The 17,434-nt window shown below is 46.6% G+C and carries 10 protein-coding genes, 1 tRNA gene, 1 pseudogene and 1 other annotated feature; of the genes and pseudogenes, 9 read left to right on the top strand and 3 right to left on the bottom strand.

Annotation, left to right across the window (positions count from 1 at the left end; all coding sequences use genetic code 11):
* The first annotated feature begins 23 nt into the window (after nucleotides 1-23).
* Entirely contained in the window at nucleotides 24-860 is an 837-nt protein-coding gene (locus tag PAENI_RS06635) for an aldo/keto reductase (protein WP_076286057.1), read from the top strand.
* Nucleotides 861-923: 63 nt separating this feature from the next.
* Here the strand turns inward: PAENI_RS06635 and asnB are convergent, their stop codons facing one another.
* Nucleotides 924-2,768: an asparagine synthase (glutamine-hydrolyzing) gene (asnB, locus tag PAENI_RS06630; RefSeq protein WP_149644739.1), complete on the bottom strand. Its 1,845-nt coding sequence runs from the start codon at nucleotides 2,766-2,768 to the stop codon at nucleotides 924-926.
* A 145-nt stretch (nucleotides 2,769-2,913) separates the two neighbouring features.
* Between asnB and PAENI_RS06625 the strand changes: the two genes are divergently transcribed.
* Both PAENI_RS06625 and PAENI_RS06620 read left to right on the top strand, forming a co-directional pair.
* Nucleotides 2,914-3,270 carry a hypothetical protein gene (locus PAENI_RS06625; protein ID WP_076286059.1) on the top strand — a complete coding sequence of 119 codons (357 nt, stop codon included), beginning with the start codon at nucleotides 2,914-2,916 and terminating at the stop codon, nucleotides 3,268-3,270.
* A gap of 171 nt (nucleotides 3,271-3,441) precedes the next feature.
* Nucleotides 3,442-3,515 (top strand) — tRNA-Arg (locus PAENI_RS06620).
* A gap of 667 nt (nucleotides 3,516-4,182) precedes the next feature.
* Here the strand turns inward: PAENI_RS06620 and PAENI_RS06615 are convergent.
* Nucleotides 4,183-5,082: a serine hydrolase domain-containing protein gene (locus PAENI_RS06615; RefSeq protein WP_262495537.1), complete on the bottom strand. Its 900-nt coding sequence runs from the start codon at nucleotides 5,080-5,082 to the stop codon at nucleotides 4,183-4,185.
* Between the two features lie 411 nt (nucleotides 5,083-5,493).
* On the opposite strand from PAENI_RS06615, the gene PAENI_RS06610 reads away from it, so the two are divergent.
* The 4 genes from PAENI_RS06610 to PAENI_RS06595 all read left to right on the top strand — a co-directional run bounded on the left by PAENI_RS06610 (nucleotide 5,494) and on the right by PAENI_RS06595 (nucleotide 12,985).
* The gene (locus PAENI_RS06610) at nucleotides 5,494-6,513 is read left to right on the top strand and encodes a LacI family DNA-binding transcriptional regulator (RefSeq protein ID WP_042191311.1); all 1,020 of its coding nucleotides are present in this window, start codon (nucleotides 5,494-5,496) and stop codon (nucleotides 6,511-6,513) included.
* A 117-nt stretch (nucleotides 6,514-6,630) separates the two neighbouring features.
* Complete coding sequence (locus PAENI_RS06605; protein ID WP_149644737.1) at nucleotides 6,631-7,380, top strand: alpha/beta hydrolase; 750 nt, start codon at nucleotides 6,631-6,633, stop codon at nucleotides 7,378-7,380.
* A 44-nt stretch (nucleotides 7,381-7,424) separates the two neighbouring features.
* Entirely contained in the window at nucleotides 7,425-9,593 is a 2,169-nt protein-coding gene (locus PAENI_RS06600; RefSeq protein WP_149644736.1) for a glycoside hydrolase family 3 N-terminal domain-containing protein, read from the top strand.
* A gap of 47 nt (nucleotides 9,594-9,640) precedes the next feature.
* Nucleotides 9,641-12,985, top strand: a complete 3,345-nt coding sequence (locus tag PAENI_RS06595) for a GH36-type glycosyl hydrolase domain-containing protein (RefSeq protein ID WP_149644735.1) — start codon at nucleotides 9,641-9,643, stop codon at nucleotides 12,983-12,985.
* 54 nt (nucleotides 12,986-13,039) lie between these two features.
* Here PAENI_RS06595 and PAENI_RS06590 read toward each other — a convergent pair whose 3' ends face one another.
* Nucleotides 13,040-14,905, bottom strand: a complete 1,866-nt coding sequence (locus PAENI_RS06590; protein WP_149644734.1) for an arginine--tRNA ligase — start codon at nucleotides 14,903-14,905, stop codon at nucleotides 13,040-13,042.
* Between the two features lie 40 nt (nucleotides 14,906-14,945).
* Nucleotides 14,946-15,162 (bottom strand) — a binding site (T-box leader).
* A 280-nt stretch (nucleotides 15,163-15,442) separates the two neighbouring features.
* Between PAENI_RS06590 and PAENI_RS06585 the strand changes: the two genes are divergently transcribed.
* Together PAENI_RS06585 and PAENI_RS06580 are read left to right on the top strand one after the other, a co-directional pair.
* Nucleotides 15,443-15,802 (top strand): hypothetical protein, encoded by a 360-nt coding sequence (locus tag PAENI_RS06585; RefSeq protein ID WP_149644733.1) that lies wholly within the window; start codon nucleotides 15,443-15,445, stop codon nucleotides 15,800-15,802.
* Nucleotides 15,803-15,816: 14 nt separating this feature from the next.
* Nucleotides 15,817-17,434 (top strand): annotated as a pseudogene (locus tag PAENI_RS06580) (collagen-like triple helix repeat-containing protein); the annotation flags it as partial.

The raw sequence follows: 17,434 nt of genomic DNA, 5'->3' as shown, positions 1-17,434 counted from the left end.
CAATAAGCTTGGAGGGTTAAGCGATGAGTGAATTGAATGCACCGTTCTCGGGAGGTCCGACTTTAAATGATGGAGTGACCATGCCATGGCTAGGCCTTGGCGTGTATCAGACTAAAGATGGGGAAGAGGTTATTCACGCGGTCAAGACCGCAGTGGAGCTTGGATATCGCAGTATTGATACGGCTGCTGGCTACAATAACGAAGAAGGTGTAGGTCAGGCTATTCGTGAATGTGGAGTGGCCCGTGATGAACTGTTTATTACGACGAAAGTGCGCAACCCTGATCAAGGCTATGAATCAACGCTGAAAGCGTTCGAAGTTAGCCGGCGCAAGCTGGGGCTGGACTATATAGATTTGTATCTCATACATTGGCCGGTGGCAGGAAAGTATCGGGAGACTTGGAAAGCTCTGATTCATCTGCAAAAAGAGGGTCTCATCAAATCTATCGGTGTGAGCAATTTTCAGATTCATCATCTGAAGGATATCATCGAGGACACTAGCGTAGTTCCAGTGGTAAACCAGGTGGAATTCCATCCGCTATTGACTCAGCGCGAGTTGCTGAAGTATGCCAATGAGCAAGGAATCCAGCTTGAAGCTTGGAGTCCGCTAATGCAAGGAAACTTAGATCTACCCCTCCTTAAAGAGCTGGCTGGAAAGTATGATAAGACCCCTGCTCAAATTGTACTTCGCTGGGATTTGCAGCAAGGCGTTATTACGATTCCGAAATCGGTACATGCGGATCGAATCAAGGAGAATGCAGGATTCTTTGACTTCACGTTAAGTGATGAGGATGTTAAAGCCATCGAAGATTTGAACAGAGACCATCGTTTCGGTCCGGATCCGGACAATTTTAATTTCTAAAAATTACGAATACAAGCCAAACAGCAAGCCACCGGTACGGGGACTTGCTGTTTGGCTTGTTGCTTATTGGATAGAGACGTTATATTTACGCAGCCAGAGATCTACTTGAGCGAGATAAGCAAACAGCTGAGGACCTGACATGAGCTGACCGAACCAAGGCAGATTTGTTGAGGACTCTGGGGAGGCAGCGATCTCACGGATTTTGGCAGCATCGATTAAAGGAAGTATAGGCGAAGTAGAGTCATCTAGAATGTTCAATACTTGTGTTCGCACTGCTTTTAAATAGGCTGGATTGTGGGTTTTCGGGTAAGGACTTTTTTTACGATATAGCACATCATCTGGAAGAATTCCCTCAAGCGCTTTGCGCAAAATCCCTTTTTCACGACCGTTCAGGTTCTTGATTTCCCAAGGAATATTAAAGACATATTGAACGAGGCGATGATCACAATAAGGAACACGTACCTCTAGTCCGGCGCCCATACTCATTCGGTCCTTACGGTCGAGCAAAGTAGGCATGAAGCGGGTGATGTTTAAATAGGACATTACGCGCATTTGTGCTTGTTTACCTGTCTCCCCATCCAATGTTGGGACTTCGGCTACTGCATCACTGTATCTGTCACCCAAATATTCCAGCGGCCGAATCCATTCATTAACTTCAGGGGATAATAGACTTGCACGCATTTTAGGAGCAACTGACCAAGGAAAAGTGCCCGAGGAGAGCATCTCCTCCCGATGGAACCAAGGATATCCGCCAAAAATCTCATCGGCAGCTTCGCCGGAAATGGCTACAGTAGCATTCTTTTTAATCTCACGGCAAAATAAATACAAAGAAGAGTCAACATCGGTCATCCCAGGTAAATCGCGTGTGTACAGCGCATTATCAAGTGCTTCTACAAGCTCTGGCGTATCAAATGAGATATAGTGATGGTTCGTATTTAATTCATCGACCATTCGTTTAATCCATGGACCATCTGCTCCGGGCTGAAAAGTATGGCTCTTGAAGTGCTTGTCGTTGTCGACATAATCGACGGAATACGTATCCACTCTTCCCTGGCCGTTTCGGTTGTAGTAGTCCACTGCAAGTGCTGTCAGCGCACTGGAGTCCAGCCCTCCTGACAAGAGCGAGCAGACAGGAACATCTGAGACCAGTTGGCGTTCGAGCGTATCCTGCAGCAGTTCACGTACTTTAGCGGCTGTCTCTGCTTCATTGTCAGTATGTTTTGCGCTTTCCAGCTTCCAATAAGCGTAACTACGTAGACCTTCGCGACTATAGATCATGGCATGCCCCGGACGAAGTTCCTGCATATCCTTATAAACACCGTGTCCTGGCGTACGGGCTGGACCGATAATAAAAATTTCCGCTAACCCTTCTGGCCCGACTATTGGCTGTACCTTGGGGTGCTGCAGCAGCGCCTTAGGCTCTGATCCGAAAACTAAGACGTCATCCACTTTACTATAGAACAGAGGCTTCACACCTAAGCGGTCACGTGCAAAAAAGACCTGATCCCGAAGTCCGTCCCACACTGCAAAGGCAAAGATCCCATTGAGCTTCTCTGCACAATCCGGTCCCCATTCGATATAGGCATGCAGCAGAACCTCGGTGTCACATTGGGTACGGAATTGATGACCCCGCTGCTTAAGTTCTTGTTTGAGCTCGGGTGCGTTATATAATTCGCCGTTGTACACAATCGCGTATACCTGTTCTTCATGGCGGGTGATCATAGGCTGCGCGCCGTTCTCTGGATCGATAACGCTAAGTCTGCGGTGACCGAATGCGCAAGGACCTGAAATCCAAGTTCCAGCTGCATCGGGTCCGCGGTTTGCTAAAGTTTCAGTCATTTTGACCAGCAACTGCGAGTGCTGCGTGAGATCTCCGCGCCACTGGATAAATCCGGTTATTCCGCACATGATGGTTCATCCTCTCTTTTTGTGCGATTGTTGTCCTTACTTTTTTGCCAAGTAATACAGATATATGCCGAAGGAAGGCATAAAATGTATGTCCTTATCCGAACACTAGGGGAGAGAGGAATTTGCCAGGAGGGAAGGATGACAGGTGTATTATATTAAAGATGCCAAAATTCGCAGAATGATGGAGTATGACGGTGCGCCTTGTGCAGAAGTAGGTGTATTGCCAGGTGCTGTTAGTGATCCTGCGCTTTTGGTGTATATCGTAGAAGATCAGCGCGAAGAAGGCTATGAGATTGTCCGTATCCTCACTAACGACGCAGATACTTCTACCGATTGGTTTGATAACAATATGCATGATGCTTTTAAAGATGTGACTTCGAGCGCATTTACAGGCAGTATGATTATGACGCCAGAAGATGAACGTTCCAAGTTTCAGAGAGAATTAATGACATACGGAGATTTAAAAAAGCAGCTGGAGCAGCATTTTCGGAATCTGGAGTAATATGGAGTAGAAATGAGGGTATCCGTAAGCTATGAAAATAGCTAGGATACCCTTGTTATTATTAAAATAGGATTAAGATTACTTATTTTCCAAAATGTTTGATCTTGAAAATTCTGCTGAATAAGGTATAATAAATATCGTTGCGTCAATACATATCATTAATTCTTATATGTCCCGGTAGCTCAGCTGGATAGAGCATGCGCCTTCTAAGCGCACGGTCAGGGGTTCGAATCCCTTCCGGGACGTCAAGTAACAGCCTTCCTTCGGGAGGGCTGTTTTTGCGTGCAGGGAAAGAGAAGCCCGGGTGGTTCGTCGGAGCATAAGCATCGATAGGATCAGCTTCGCAGTCAGCCCGAAAGGGGCTGCATCCCGCTCGGGGCAAGTAACAGCCTTCCTTCGGGAGGGCTGTTTTTGCGTAGGGAAAGAGAAGCCCGGGTGGTTCGTCGGAGCATAAGCATCGATAGGATCAGCTTCGCAGTCAGCCCGAAAGGGCTGCATCCCGCTCGGGGCAAGTAACAGCCTTCCTTCGGGAGGGCTGTTTTTGCGTGCAGAGCATCCTCGCCAAAGTAAGTAAACTGAAGCTCTGACAGATAATTAGGGAAAATCTCCCTATAATTCAGAGCTTTCTACTCAATAGACTAATAATTAGGGAAATCCTCCCTATAATTTAACTAATTCGTTGGCGAATATAGATATTCCCCCGATTTTTAGGGAGGATTTCCCTCTTTTCATTCATTTCAAGCAATTATCGGCTAAATAGAGGGAGCTTTTCCCTAATTACTCTCAAAAAGGCCACCCTATAATTTGGGTTGGCCTAATTATACGAAAAGAAGGTGCCGAGAAAGTAGCCTCCACTACTTTCTCGGCACCTTGAGCCTTCCCGTGAGAAGGCTGTCTTGCATATGCCCACCGCTAAAGAAGCGGCCAGATCTCCTCCCAGACAGTGTCTAGAATAGCCTGCATATTATCTTCCATACTGTTAATAGCGATTACCACTTGTGCATCCGGTGCAACAATGCAGAATTGACCATGAGCACCATCGGCACGATAAGCATCGTGCGTACACAACCAGAATTGACAGCTGTACCCTTGGCCCCAATCACCAGCTCCGTTATTTTCGATCTGCTTTTGTGTAACAAAATCAACCCAAGCTGCGGGAATAAGCTGCTGTCCCTTCCACATTCCTTTTTGCAAAAGAAGCTGTCCAAATCGGCTTAGTTCTTCCGTATTGATCTGAAGCCCGGCACAACCGAGGGTAATCCCTTGAGGGGCCGTTTCCCAATCGACGTTTTCTATGCCTAGTGGGGTAAAGAGGCGGGGAACGAGGTAATCTTTTACGGTTTGTCCGACACGGGCCTGAACCATTGCAGAGATCATAATGGTATCCCCGCTGCTGTAGGTAAACTGTTCCCCAGGAGGTCTGTCTAAAGGTAGCGATAGATAATGTTGTATCCAATTTACATCCTTCAAGGCCATTCTTTCTTCAACCCAAAACGGTGGGGAATCATGCCCTGTACTCATACGTAGTAAATCGAACAAGGTCAACTCCCCAGGTTGCATGGAAGGAAGGACTTCTTTATGAGTGAATGCATATTCTGGAAACACATCCTTAAGTGTTGTATTTAGTGATAGTTTTCCTTCTTCGATGGCTAGACCCACCGCCATGCATGTAAAAGATTTGCTGACCGAATGCTGCAAGCGCCGAATATCCTCTGCGAGATCCACTTTTCCCACTAACGTTCCATTTTGAAGCACACGAACATTGAACACATTCAATCCACGTTCGCGGATCTGGGCTTCGAAGCGAGTCATGTTTAACATAAAATGTAGCCCTCTCTTTCTTAGATTCCAAGCTGGGATTAGGAAGTTTGGTAGTCGAAATGATTGAAAATGATGTGGAAACGTTTCCTCTGACTAGATATTAATTAGCTAAATCGATGCTATTCTATTCTTATTTTAAAGTCAATGCAAGCAGAAAGACTACTATTTAGCATCAAAACAATTAAAATTTAAAACGAATTTGAGATGCGAATCATTTTTAGTCAAAAATCATAGGTTGACTTCTAAAAAATATCTGTCCATAATGAACGTATTAAGCGATTTAGATACGAAAACAGTCAAAATGATGTCATGGGAAACGTTTCCCATCATTTTATGCGTTTCCACCAAGCTGATTTCATCAGGTGCAGGGGAGCTCATTATAGGGGTGAAACAGGGGGAATTATGAATATCAAGGATATTGCAAGGCTATCAGGCGTTGGTATCGCCACGGTCTCCAGGGTAATTAATAACTCCGGTGTCGTAAGTGATGCAACCAGAGCTAAAGTAATGGCTGTTGTAAGAGAACATAATTACATTCCAAATGGAAATGCAAGCAATCTGAAAAAAACGCGTTCTAATACGATAGCACTTATGGTTAAGGGGATTGCAAATCCGTTTTTTGCAGACATGATCAAAGAAGTAGAGCGTCAAGTGAATCTGCGCGGCTGCCCGCTTCTGATCCAGCATGTTGAAGACGGAGTGGATGAGATCAATGCTGCTCTTCAGCTTGTGAAGGAAAAGAATTTATACGGGGTAATCTTTATGGGTGGTACATATGACCATTCTGAAGAAAAATTCAAACAATTGCCGATCCCATTCGTTTTGACTACCATCACGACTACGAAGGATGTTGATCCTGCCGTATTCTCCAGTGTGATCATTGATGATATGCAAGAGTCTTATAAAGCTGTGAGCTATCTAATTTCACTCGGACACCGGAACATTTGCTTTTTGGCCAGATTTCCTTTGGTTCAGCATACTACCGGAAACCGTCGTCTTATGGGTTATATTAAGGCGCTTGAGGATCATGGGATTGAGTATGATGCTTCCTTGGTAGAGGATTGTGAATACAGTCCAAGTTCTGGGTTTACGGCTACGAAAAGACTGCTTAATAAGAAAAAAGATATCACCGCTGTATTTGCCGCATCAGATACCATCGCTATCGGAGCTGCCAAGGCTTTATTGTCTTTGGGTCTATCGATTCCAAATGATATTTCGATCATCGGATTTGACGGTATAGAGATGGCAGAATACTATCACCCATCGCTGGATACGATTAGCCAACCTGGGGTGGATATGGCGAAAGCCAGTGTTGAAATTCTGTTTGACCTGATTTCGGGACAATCGGAGAACAAACATGTGGTATTCGAGTCTGTTTTGGTTAAGCGGGGATCTTGTAAGAAGATTAATAAACAAGCATAAACGCCTTCGGCGTCCTTATAAGGACGGTAAGCGTTTGAGCGAGAAATAGAAGGATAATTTATTGCGTAAGCATATAATTTCTTATATTTTAAAAAAGGTTCCGTAAGGAGATGACATATGGCACTTCTAACCGTTGAGACTGGTTCTCCTACCTTAAGAATGACAACGACCATCAGTATCATCTCCCCCGTTGATTCGGGCAATACCACCGGAGGAACGCTCTATCTGTTACATGGTGCTGGCGACAATGCTAGCACATGGTACAGGCTGACCACCATTGAGCAGTATGCTAACAAGTATGGCTGTACAGTCATAATGCCTCAGGTCGGAAGAAGCTATTATACAGATATGGAGTACGGACTGGATTACTTCCACTATGTTACGCAAGAGCTTCCTGAGCTTTGTGGCCGAATGATGAGACTGGATGATGATCCGCAAAAGACGTATGCTGCCGGACTATCGATGGGCGGATATGGGGCGCTAAAATGTGCACTTACCTATCCTGAGCGTTACAGCAAAGTAGTTTCCTTATCAGGCGTTACAGATATTCAGAAAAGATTGAAAGACCCGCAAATGTCTTCGGATATGGCGAGGGAGATGGCAGGCACTTTCGGAAAACGCTTACAAGTTAAGCCGGATCAAGATCTGTATGCTTTAGCGGCTAAATTGGTCGACGATAAACGTAAGCTGCCTTCAATTTTGACCTGCTGTGGCTCGGAAGATCCATTTGTGGAGATGAACCGGGAATTTGCTTCTCATATGCAAGCGAGTCCCTATACATTTCAATATGTTGAGACTCCCGGAACACATGAATGGAGATTCTGGGAGGAGCATCTGAAGACAACTTTTGATTTCTTGTACAACTAAGAGCAATGAGCAATTGCAGAAAGAGATATTATGGAGGATTTGAGATGAAAGACCAGCAACTGACGTCCCTGTTGAACCAGATGACGCTTGAAGAGAAAATAGCACAATTGCAGCAGCTAGCTGCTAATTTCTATGAAGGAGCGGAAGAAGGAGGGCAAATCACTGGCCCTATGGCATCCATGGGGATTACGGATCACATGATTGAGAACAGTGGTTCAGTACTTGGACTTTCGGGCGCAGAGCAAGTCATTGCCGTCCAAGAAGCTCATTTACGTAAAAATAGATTGGGTATTCCACTGCTGATGATGGCGGATATCGTGCATGGCTTTAAGACGATTTTTCCGGTGCCACTGGCGATTGGTTGCTCTTGGGATATGGAACGAGCGGAGCTAAGCGCGGAGATTGCTGCTAAAGAAGCGGCAGTATCTGGTGTGCACGTTACTTTTGCCCCTATGGCGGACCTTGTTCGGGACCCGCGTTGGGGAAGAGTGATGGAGTCTACCGGCGAAGATCCTTATTTGAATGGTAGGTTTGCCCGTGCATTTGTACGTGGATTTCAAGGAAATGACTTGACTGGTGATGTAAGTCGTCTGGCGGCTTGCGTTAAGCACTTTGCAGCCTATGGTCTATCCGAAGGCGGACGGGATTATAATACGGTCGATTTATCAGAACGTCAGCTACGGGAATATTATCTGCCAGCCTATCGTGCAGCACTGGATGAGGGTGCAGAAATGGTTATGACTTCGTTCAACACGATTGACGGGATTCCAATAAGCGGAAACGTTAAGCTGCTTCGTCAGCTGCTGCGTGAGGAATGGGGCTTTGACGGCGTGTTGATCTCGGATTGGGGCGCGGTGAAGGAACTGATCCCACATGGTGTCGCCGAGGATGAGGCTGAAGCAGCACTTAAAGCTATCAAAGCTAGCGTGGATATCGAGATGATGACAGAGTGTTATGTGCACCAACTGCCAGCTCTTGTAGCAGATGGGCAAGTGGATGAAAGTATCATTGATGAAGCCGTACTTCGTATTTTGAAATTGAAACAAAGACTGGGCTTGTTTGAGAATCCGTTACGTGGGGCAGATATAGAGAAAGAGCGCGAGGTAATTTTCTGTGATGCTCACCGGACAGCAGCGAGAGAATTAGCGGTTAAATCCTGCGTTCTACTGAAGAATGATCAGGTTCTGCCGCTTGCGACAGAGCAGCGGATTGCGCTAATCGGACCGTTTGCTAATAACGGAGATATTCTTGGACCATGGTCCTGGTTGGGTTCAACAGAAGAAGCTAGCCGTCTTGCTCCAGCTTTTGAAGCTCGTGCAGCTGCAGGTAAGGTTACCGTTGCAGAAGGCTCCGGGATTGAGAGCTTTACAGAAGAGCAATGGCTGGAGGCGAAAGCGGCAGCGCTGGAAGCCGATGTGATTGTGCTGGCGCTTGGAGAACATTCGGATATGAGCGGAGAAGCTGGAAGTCGTTCAGATATCCGCTTGCCGGAAGCGCAGCGTGAGCTTTTGCAACGTATGAAGATGCTGGGTAAGCCTGTTGTGGTGGTGTTGTTTAACGGACGTCCGCTGGATCTTAGTGGTGTGATCGAGAACGCGGATGCTATTCTGGAAGCCTGGTTCCCAGGAAGCGAGGGCGGCGCGGCGATTACCAGTCTACTGTATGGTGACGAGAATCCGTCAGGAAGATTAACGATGTCTTTCCCTGTATCTGTTGGGCAAATTCCGGTCTATTACAATCATTTCAACACTGGACGTCCTCTACATGCACCGGGTGCGGACAAGCGTTATGTCTCACAATATCTGGACATTCCTAATGAGCCGTTCCTGCCATTTGGCTTTGGTCTTAGCTATACGACATTTGGCTACAGTGAACCGATCCTGTCCGGTGAAATAATGACGAAGGATCAGCCTATTAAAGTAACTGTTACGGTGACTAATACGGGTAATGTACAAGGTGAAGAGGTAGTGCAGCTCTATATCCGAGACATTTCAGGAGAAGTTGTCAGACCAATGAAGGAACTGAAAGATTTTGCTAAGATCAGCCTCTCCCCGGGAGAAAGCCAGGAAGTGAGCTTTACGCTTACAGAAGAACAGCTTCGTTACTATCATAGCGACTTAAGCTTTATCAGTGATCCGGGACAATTCAAATTGTTTGTGGGTCCAAATAGCCAAGAGGTTAAAGAACGCGATTTTCGCTTAACATTAGCTTAAGTAGAATATATACGACACAGGCTGTCGTAATAGAGGAGTGCAAGAATATGACTACTAATATGAATTCTAACATCCATTTAAACGCTGGAGACTTATCATTCACTTTTACAAACAGCGGGGACTTGTTCCAAGTTCTCCATGAACGAACAATGATCAATCAATTGCTGCCTAATATCGTGGATGGCTCCTTATCCAACCTATATTTACGCATTCATAGTAATGGAAGCATTCAAGCTGTTCCTTTGCTGGGCATTCATTCCTCAAGCACTGTACGTAAGGCTGGGAACCGCTTGGTTTGGGAAGGTACTGCGGAAAATATCGAGTATCAGGTTATTTTTACTCCGACGGCTCAAGGCGCTTGGTTCTGGGACGTGAAGCTTACAGGTCAAGATGCAGATGTGGATCTCGTGTACGGACAAGATGTGGGTATTGCCGATATCGGTGCTGTTCGCAGTAATGAAGCCTACCTGTCACAGTATATTGACCACGCCGTATTCGAGGATCAGTCAAAGGGATATGTAGTATGTTCCAGACAGAATCAACCGCAAGGTGGAAAATTTCCATATCTACAACAGGGTGCAATCACTAAGGCAGCAAGCTTCTCTACGGATGGTTTTCAATTCTTTGGATTGTCTTATAAAGAGACCAATCAACCGGAAAGCTTGAGTCGTGAGCAATTAAGTAATGAAATCTATCAATATGAATTCGCTTATACTGCCCTGCAATCGGAGCGGGTGAAGCTGAGCGGGGAAGCCCAGTTTGTATTTTATGGATTGTTCAAGCAAGATCATCCAAAAGCGATTAGCTCGTTAGAATTCACGAAGGATGTTACTGCGGCTTGGGAAACGGTAAAAGAGATGCCTTTAGAAGCTGAAGCGCCGCTCGAGCGTTCTTTCTTGACGAAAGAGCTGGGAGCACCGCTAGCTGCAAATTCTCTAACGGCTGAAGAGCTCGAAGCCTTGTTCCCGGTTCGCTATCAAGAGGAAAAAGAGGGAGACCAGCTTCTGTCTTTCTTCACGGAAAATTATGAGCATGTTGTATTGAAAGAGAAGGAACTCAGAGTAGAGCGACCGCATGGTCATATTCTGATGAGTGGGGACAACGCTCGACTTAACGATAAGGTTATCACGACAACTTCTTATATGTACGGGATCTTTAACTCCCAAGTAGTCATTGGCAATACCAATTTCAACAAGCTAATGTCCAATCCTAGAAATGCGCTTAATATTCCAAAAGCTTCGGGACAACGAATCTATGTGCAGTGGAATGGCGAGTACCGCCTCTTGACCATGCCTTCATTGTTCGAAGTTGGTTTCAACTATGCCCGTTGGTATTACAGAACAGATGGCGAATGTTTTATTATTACGAACTACACTACGGCAGATTCCCCGGAGATATTCCTGAATGTACGTACGGAAAGTGGAAAAGCTTATCGTTATTTAGTCACTAATCAAATCACTATGAACGTTAACGAATACGAGCTTCCATATCAATTCAAGCAAGAAGAGGGAACCGTAACCTTCTCGGCTGATAGAAGTGCACTAAGTGCAGGAGAATATCCTGATCTGCAATATAAATTCCAGGTACAGGGAGCAGATTTCACTCTTCAAAATGAAGGTAGACTTGTCTCTCATGCTGAGAAGTCAGATGCACCGCTTGCTATTCTGGAACTGTCGGAGAGCAGTGAGTGGACATTGAACATTCAAGGTCTTCTGGATGGTAAGGAGATTCAATCGAGCAGCCGTACAGCTGAAGAGGAAATTTCCGCATACCGCGAGTTCTATAGCGGGGTTATGAATGGCTTCCGTTTGACGTTAGGTGATGGGTCAGAAGGTGAGTTGTTTAAGGTAAATGCTCTAGCTTGGTGGTATACACATAATATGCTCGTCCATTATTCAGTCCCTCACGGATTGGAACAATACGGCGGCGCTGCTTGGGGAACCCGTGATGTGTGTCAGGGACCAGTGGAATACTTCATGGCTACGCAAAAATACGATCAGGTTCGTGAAATATTACTGACCCTGTATGCTCATCAATATGAAGATGATGGTAACTGGCCACAGTGGTTCATGTTTGATAAATATACGAAGATTCAGCAAGAGGAGAGCCATGGAGATATTATTGTATGGCCACTCAAAGTGCTTGGAGACTATTTGGCGGTAACGCAAGACTACAGTATTTTGCAAGCGACTGTGCCTTATACTCGTAAGCATAGCTTTGATTTTACAGAGGAAAAAGCGACGCTGCTGGATCATGCACGGAAGGAAGTTGCTTATATTAAGAATCACTTCCTGCATGACACGCATTTGTCTTCTTACGGTGATGGAGACTGGGATGATACACTCCAACCGGCTAATCCACAGCTGAAGCAGTACATGGTTAGCAGTTGGACAGTGGCGCTTACCTATCAGACATTGAATCAGTTCTCAGAAGTGCTTCATAAAGTTGATCCAGCAGGTTCGGAAGAGCTGAAAGCGATGGTGGAGGGAATCCGTGAGGATTTCAACACACATATGCTTCAATCTGAGGTAATTCCAGGCTTCTTGTATATGGAGGACCCAGAGCAAGTGAAGCTTATGGTGCATCCAAGTGATACGGAAACAGGGATCCAATACCGTCTGCTGCCAATGACGCGCAGTATGATCAGTGAGCTGCTTACACCAGAACAAGCCGAAGCCCACTATGAAGTAATCCAAGATAAACTGTTCTGTCCAGATGGCGTTCGTCTGATGAACCGTCCAGCTCAATATGTTGGCGGCGTAAGCACCCATTTCAAACGTGCGGAGCAAGCTTCTAACTTTGGTCGGGAAATTGGACTTCAATATGTACATGCACACATCCGTTATGTAGAAGCTATGGCTAAGCTAGGGAAAACCGATCAGGTCTGGAATGGCCTAGCGGCGATCAATCCGATCGGAATCCGCGACGTGGTGCCAAACGCTGAACTACGTCAGGCTAACTCTTATTTCAGTAGCTCGGATGGTAAATTTAACACCCGTTACGAGGCACAGGAGAATTTCGATAAACTGCGTAATGGTGACGTAGCGGTTAAAGGTGGCTGGAGAATCTATTCAAGCGGTCCTGGGATCTACATGAACCAGTTGATCTCGAATGCACTGGGGATCCGTACGGAAGGCGGAGATTTAATCGTCGATCCAATTCTGCCGGAGTCGCTGGACGGAATGCGCTTTAGCTTTGAATATGCAGGCACTAAGGTAGACTTTATTTATCACCTTACGGGCTCTGATAACAGTCGGATTACTGTTAACGGTACAGAAGTGCAAGCCGAAGGTACGCTTAATCGCTACCGTAGTGGTGGTATCCGTATCAAACGTGAGGACTTTGATCGTCTCTGCGTAGAAGCTGGAAATGTGATAGACATTTATAAGTAAGATAATAAAGAAAGGGCAATCTCCGCGATAAGCGTGGAGATTGCCCTTTTTGTACTACATACGGCTCGGTGTCGGTAACCCAAGCACTTCAAGTACATCCCCTAAAGTATCCTTAAATCTCGAAGTGAGCCAGAGGCGAAAGGCGATGGTAGCCCCCGCACCTTTTAAAATCGGACATATAGAATAGAAGTTATTGAAAAGTGTGGCTAAGGTATGCGCGTATGTGCAGAGTATATTCGGCGTCAATTCTATGCTGGCAGAATACAATGTCTCCTGCCAGAGGCTAAGCTGTCTCAGCAAAGCGAGCTCTGCTTTTTCCATTTCGAGTGGAAATTGAAGCTTTGAGGCATCTGTGCTGAATGGGATTGTAGATTTGCTCAAAACACTACTGGCACGGGCATAGGTGTACATCAGATAAACCCCGGTATTACCGGATATTTCGGTAGCCTGTTTGAAATCAAACACGATTTCCGTTCCCAGATTAAACCGCAGCAGATAATAACGAATAGCAGCAGCTGCAATGATATGGCTGGAAAGACCCTCTTTATCGGAGCGCGAATGTTCTATGTTCTGTTCCATAAGCTTTACTAAATCGCTCACCTTAACGCCGATTCCTTGGCGCCCGGACATGGCATAAGAAGATTTCCCTTCTGAAACATCTATCCCCAGCTCAGCAGCAGAGGCCGGACTAAGAGAAACAACGCCATAACTTACATGATGGAGCTTCTCAGCCTGCTCGTTATATCCTAGTGCTCCTAAAGCCTGCTTAACCATTTGTTGCGGATATTCCTGTCTATAATCGATCACGTTAATAACACGGTCGGCATGTCCATAAGGCTCAGGGGTTCCAGTTAATCCTGTGGTCCATAAACCAGACGAGAATTCACTGTAGGTGAAATCTTTGGATAGTAGACCGAATTTCCAGAGATGATAAGCAATGTCTTTGGCTGTGTACGTCAAAATCCCATTCGAACGCACAAGCACCTTATCCATCTGATGATCCTCTGAATCCGCTCCACTGCTAACCTCTGTCCCTTGCTTTAGCACCCAGCAGCCCGCAAGCTTACCTTCAGTCTCCTGTACAAAAACTGCCGTTTGCTTCAATAGCTCAGATGCGGCTGTCCAGAAGCCTTCTTTTAAAATATTGCTCTCCCACACCAGCAGGTCATAGTGAATACCAAAACGCTTCATTTCCGCTACATGTTCTCTCACAATACGTTCAGCGACTAGGTTGCCCAGCCACGCCTCATTACCATCACCCTGTTCAAGGGCATGCAGCATATCCGTGCGCTTGTGAGTGATCTCTGGATTCCGTGCATATTCTTTGTTCACTTTGGCATATAGATCCCAGCAATAATCACCGAAACGTTGATGTTCCCCTTCTAAAGGTACATTTAATAAACCAACGACTGTATCTGCCAGCTGGTTGCCCAGATCATCCACATAGTTATGGACCTCTACGTTATGTCCGGTTCTTTTCATTATTCTGACCAGCGCATCGCCGATGCAAGCATTTCTCAGATGACCTACATGAGCAGCTTTATTTGGATTGATTGAAGTGTGCTCTATGATGACCTTTTCCCTTGTGCTGTCAGGCAGATTAAAGGAATGTTTAGCCCACACCTGCCAATTCATATACAAATTAATAAATCCAGGAGCAGCTACTTCGACTTTTTGTAAAAGACCCGTGTACCTCTCTTGTAATTTAATTTCTGCTTTTACTAACTCTGCTATGACGAGAGGGGATTTACGCAGGAGTTTGGCTAGCTGCATAGCAATATTGCAGGAATAATCACCATGCTCTAGATTAGCTGGCTGTTCGATCAGAATTGCAACATCGTTTGGGTAGGCAACTTCTAAGGTGTGGAATACTTTTTTTACACTTTGTTCAATGCTGTGTTTGATGATTTGACTTAACATTTTATACCCTCCTTTGAAAATACAAAAAAGCCCTCGTCTCAAAAGAGACGAGGGCTTTAGCGCTCGCGGTACCACTCTCGTTGCTAAACAGATATTTAGCCACCTTACAGGATAACGGTCTTCAGCCGGGACTTCCTACTTAGGTTCAGAAGTCCATCTCACGGGTGCGCTTCATTAAGTGATCTGTACCGGCTTGCACTTACCCGGCTCACTGTGGACTAGAACACGTTAACTACTCTCCCGCTCATCGATGCTTGAATAATTTTTATCAGTATAACGAATATTTCGAAAAAAGCAATAGGGTGTTAGTTAGAAAAACGTAGAAAATGCTTGAGTTTAAGATTGTCCGATTAGTAGATTACAAATTCAAAGAATAGAAGGTTGTCTTTTTTTGAGTGGCAATTCCTTTGCATAAATGTCCACACATTAACTTTGAATACAGAATATTACTATATAGAGCTATTAATTATGAACCATGTTACTAGTTTTATAGTTTTTTTATTTTTCAAACTGCAGCAGAAGAGAGGAGTGAAAAAGATGGCTTTATTCTCAACCGGACCTATAGATAATAGTCCAATTCTAGGGGTCAGACAGACACAAATCGTAACAGTAAAAGTAGTTAATCGTGATTCTCTTAATCCATATAATCTTGTTATTCAGGGATTTTTGCTAAATGGGTCAAGATCGATGTATGTGAATGAAATGATTAATCTCGCACCTAACCAAGTTCTAACTAGGAACTATTTTGCAGATTTAGATGCATTTGCATTTGAATTTACAACATTAGAAGTTGTTGAAGCAGAGGTAGGGATCTCGGTCTGGGGAAAACAGGCTTCAGGAGAATTGGTAGATTCTCATCGTATAGTAGCGTGGGAAAAACATGTAGGAATAATCTAAAGGAGTGTTGAGAATTGAGCTATTTATCTACTGGGCCGATAGATAATACCATGGTGGGAGGTATACGACCTACTCAACATGTTACGATCAAAATCGATAACCGAAGTGACGTTGTTTCTTCTACGGTTCTCGTTCAAGGATATTATATGAATGGGACAAGAACCATGTATGTTAGTCAGCTTGTTAATGTTATGCCTGATCAAGTTGTAACAACAGATTATTATGCGGATTTTGATGCATTTGAATTTATTTTTACGACTTTAAGCCTGGTAGATGATCCAATTCAAATTTCAGTCTGGGGAAAAAATAGTGTGGGTCAAATTGTGGCTGCTCACCGACTAGTCCATTCTGAATTACTCGGAGCAACGGTAGGGGTAACTGGGGCAACAGGAGCAGACGGAGCGACAGGGGCAACGGGTGCGGATGGAGCAGATGGAGCGACAGGGGCAACCGGTGCGGATGGAGCAGATGGAGCGACAGGGGCAACCGGTGCGGATGGAGCAACGGGAGCCGCCGGAGCGACTGGTGCGACAGGGGCAGCCGGAGCAGACGGGGCGACTGGAGCGACAGGAGCAACTGGAGCCGACGGAGCGACTGGTGCAACAGGGGCAGCCGGAGGAGCGACCGGAGCAACGGGAGCCGATGGAGTGACTGGTGCAACGGGAGCCGATGGAGTGACTGGAGCAACGGGAGCGGACGGAGTGACAGGTGCAACGGGAGCCGATGGAGCGACAGGAGCAACGGGAGCCGATGGAGCGACTGGAGCAACAGGGGCAGACGGAGCGACTGGAGCAACGGGAGCGGACGGAGTGACAGGAGCAACAGGAGCCGACGGAGTGACAGGAGCAACGGGAGCCGATGGTGCGACAGGAGCAACGGGAGCCGATGGAGCGACTGGAGCAACAGGGGCAGACGGAGCGACTGGAGCAACGGGAGCGGACGGAGTGACAGGAGCAACAGGAGCCGACGGAGTGACAGGAGCAACGGGAGCCGATGGTGCGACAGGAGCAACGGGAGCCGATGGAGCGACTGGAGCAACAGGGGCAGACGGAGCGACTGGAGCAACGGGAGCCGATGGGGTGACCGGAGCAACAGGAGCCGACGGAGTGACAGGTGCAACGGGAGCCGATGGAGCAACAGGGGCAACGGGAGCCGATGGAGTGACCGGAGCAACAGGAGTCGACGGAGTGACCGGAGCAACGGGAGTGGATGGAGCGACTGGAGCAACGGGAGCGGATGGAGTGACTGGAGCAACGGGAGCCGATGGAGTGACTGGAGCAACGGGAGCCGATGGAGTGACCGGAGCAACGGGAGCCGACGGAGTGACCGGAGCAACGGGAGTGGATGGAGCGACTGGAGCAACGGGAGTGGATGGAGCGACTGGAGCAACGGGAGCGGATGGAGTGACTGGAGCAACGGGAGCCGATGGAGCGACTGGAGCAACAGGAGCGGCAGGTGTAACTGGAGCAACAGGAGCCGACGGAGTGACAGGAGCAACGGGAGCCGACGGAGTGACAGGAGCAACGGGAGCCGACGGAGTGACAGGGGCAACGGGAGCCGATGGAGCGACAGGAGCAACGGGAGCCGACGGGGTGACTGGAGCAGCTGGAGTGACAGGGGCAACAGGAGCGG

The sequence above is a fragment of the Paenibacillus sp. B2(2019) genome (genome assembly GCF_008370385.1).
Lineage (GTDB): Bacteria > Bacillota > Bacilli > Paenibacillales > Paenibacillaceae > Paenibacillus_AQ.
This window is presented reverse-complemented; position numbering and strand designations above follow the sequence as displayed.